3 protein-coding genes are annotated in these 2,738 nt (G+C 65.3%); 2 read left to right on the forward strand and 1 reads right to left on the reverse strand.

What is annotated here, in order from left to right; all coding sequences use genetic code 11:
* Positions 1-794: GNAT family N-acetyltransferase (locus WBB85_RS01505; protein ID WP_432636856.1), on the reverse strand; the 794-nt coding region annotated here is incomplete at its 3' end.
* Positions 795-892: 98 nt separating this feature from the next.
* Between WBB85_RS01505 and WBB85_RS01510 the strand changes: the two genes are divergently transcribed.
* Together WBB85_RS01510 and WBB85_RS01515 are read left to right on the forward strand one after the other, a co-directional pair.
* Positions 893-1,369, forward strand: coding sequence for a GNAT family N-acetyltransferase (locus WBB85_RS01510; protein ID WP_432636857.1), 477 nt, complete (start codon positions 893-895; stop codon positions 1,367-1,369).
* Positions 1,370-1,499: 130 nt separating this feature from the next.
* Positions 1,500-2,738 (forward strand): AAA family ATPase (locus WBB85_RS01515; protein ID WP_432636858.1); only part of this gene is annotated, 1,239 nt, incomplete at its 3' end.

Raw genomic sequence — 2,738 nt, forward strand, 5'->3', positions numbered from 1 at the left:
GCTGTCTCGCCGGTCCTGACAAAGCCCAGCGCCTGAAATGCCGCGTGATTTCCGGCCAGTTCCACGCGGCTTTGCAACACGAGCCGCGGCACCGCCAGCGCCTTCGCCCGGGTCGTCGCATGATCGACAAGCTGCCGCGCGAGGCCCTGACCGCGAAATTCGTCGGCCACAGCCAGCTTGCCGACATAAAGGTGCTCGGGGGCGGGGGTGAGAAAAAGGCAGGCGATCATCCGGCCAAGATCGTCAAGCACCCAGACCTCACCCTCCCGCGCCTGCCGGGCGATGCCCTCTGCCGTCAGCCGGTGCAGCGATGAGGGCGGGTCGATCACGCCGTCTATATAGGCGAATGCGGCATGGAGGAGGCCAAGGACCGGGCTCATGTCCTCCTCGCCGGTCAGGCGTCGCGGGGTGCGGTGCACCGGCAGGCCGTCATTCGGGTGAAGCCAGGACACACGTTCATTCCAGTGGACATGGTTGGTCGGCACATAGCTGGACGGATCGTCCAGCGTTGCCGCATAAAGGTCGATTTCATGCGCGCGGGCCGTACTTTGATAGCCCATCGGCGTGCCGCAGGCAGCGCAGAAATAGCGCCGGACGCCGGGTGAGGAATCGCGTCCGGCCGGGGGTATCCCGGTCCAGCGGAACGCCGCCAGATTAACCGCCAGAAAGCTGGTGAAGGGTGCGGCCGTCGCCCGGCGGCAGCTTTCGCAGTGGCAGTGCATCTGCCAGTTCGGAGCGCCCTCGAAAGCAAAGCGCACCGCGCCGCAAAGGCATCTTCCAGTTCCTCCGTCCATGAACTCCTCCCATGTTGCGGGCGAGTTGGCCGCCAGCTCTGCGTCAAGTCAAGAATGCCTTGCCGAAAGTCCTCCTCGCAGGGCAGTCTCTGGCGGTGATGAGCGAAAATCCGCATTCCGACTTTCTGGTCCGGCCGTTCCATACCGGGGACGGCGGGGCCGTGGTGCGCATGGTCACGGCGCTGGCCGCGTTTCACGGCGACACCGCCCGCATCGACGAAGATCTGCTGGCGCGTGACGCAGGCGGCGCATCGCCGTGGATTCGTATCCTGATTGCCGAGGCCGATGGCACGCTAATCGGATATGCCGCATTCGCCCCGCTTCATCACCTTCAATATTCCCGCCGCGGGCTCGACATGCATCACCTCTTTGTGGCCGAGGCCTGGCGTGGCAAAGGCGTCGGCTCGGCTCTGGTCGAGGCCGGTGCCGCGCTAGCCCGGTCGCTGGACTGTGGCTGGCTTTCGGTCGGTGCCGATGCCGAAAACCGCGCGGCGCAGGACTTCTACCTTGCGCGCGGCTTTGCGATGCACCCGTATTTTGGTGTAAGGCTGCGGCGTCTGCTGGCTGGCGACTAGCAGCCGAAGAAATCCCGATATCTTGTGGATAACCGCCATCATGCCGCCATATGCGGGGTATGGGCATTGACTCAAAGCCCGGTCCGCCCAAGGATTGCAGACCCGGAGGAATCATTCGAAGGCCCCGCTGTTGCGTTTCACACGGCTCAGACTGAACGGCTTCAAAAGCTTCGTCGACCCGACGGATCTGCTGATCCATGACGGGCTGACGGGCGTTGTCGGCCCGAATGGCTGCGGCAAGTCGAACCTCCTGGAAGCTTTGCGCTGGGTCATGGGCGAAAACCGCCCGACTGCGATGCGCGGCGGCGGGATGGAAGACGTGATCTTTGCCGGGGCCGCCACCCGGCCCGCCCGCAACTTCGCCGAAGTCTCGATCACCATCGACAATACAGAACGGCTGGCGCCATCGGGGTTCAACGATCAGGATCAGCTCGACATCGTGCGCCGCATCACCCGCGATGCGGGCTCGGCCTACAAGGCCAATACCAAGGAAGTGCGCGCCCGCGACGTGCAGATGCTCTTTGCCGATGCCTCCACCGGGTCGCATTCGCCGGCGCTGGTGCGGCAGGGGCAAATTTCGGAACTGATCAACGCCAAGCCGAAGAACCGCCGCCGTATTCTGGAAGAGGCCGCGGGGATTTCCGGCCTCTACCAGCGGCGGCACGAGGCCGAGCTGAAGCTGAACGGTACCGAACAGAACCTTGCCCGGGTTGAGGATGTGGTCGAACAGCTGGCCTCACAATTGCAGACGCTGGCGCGTCAGGCACGGCAGGCGGCGCGGTACCGTGAGATCGGCAATGAACTGCGCCGGGCGGAGGGCATGCTGCTCTATCGTCGCTGGCGCGAAGCCGATGAGGCGCGGGCGACGGCCGAGGCGGGGCTGACGGAACGCACGAAACTCGCCGGTCAGGCCGAGGTTGCCGCCCGTGCGGCAGCCAAGGCAAGGGGTGAGCGGGAACAGGCGCTGCCCCCCTTGCGCGAGGAAGAGGCAATCGCGGCGGCGGTTCTGCAACGTCTTCAGGTCCAGCGCGATACCCTGTCGGATCAGGAGGCGCGGGCGCTTCAGACCATTGAGACGCTGCAAAACCGCATCGAACAGCTGGCCCGCGATATGGAGCGCGAAGCCGGGCTGAACCACGATGCTGGCGAGACGATCAGCCGTCTGGAATGGGAACAGGCCCAGATCGTCAAGGCCGCCGAAGGGCATGAGCCGCGTCTGGCCGAGGCGCTTGAGGTCGCGCAGGACGCGGCCCGAGTGCTCTCGGACCGCGAAACCGCACATTCGGAACTGACCGAGGATGTCGCCCGCCTCTCGGCCCGGCATCAATCGGCCCACCGGCTGCTGTCGGACAGCCGCGCGACGATGGAG

It is taken from the genome of Albidovulum sp. (assembly GCF_049646345.1).
Classification (GTDB): Bacteria; Pseudomonadota; Alphaproteobacteria; order Rhodobacterales; family Rhodobacteraceae; genus Albidovulum.

Coding starts and splice junctions, on each gene's coding strand:
- WBB85_RS01510 (WP_432636857.1), top strand. CDS start 893: ATGAGCGAAAATCCGCATTCCGACTTTCTGGTCCGGCCGTTCCATACC.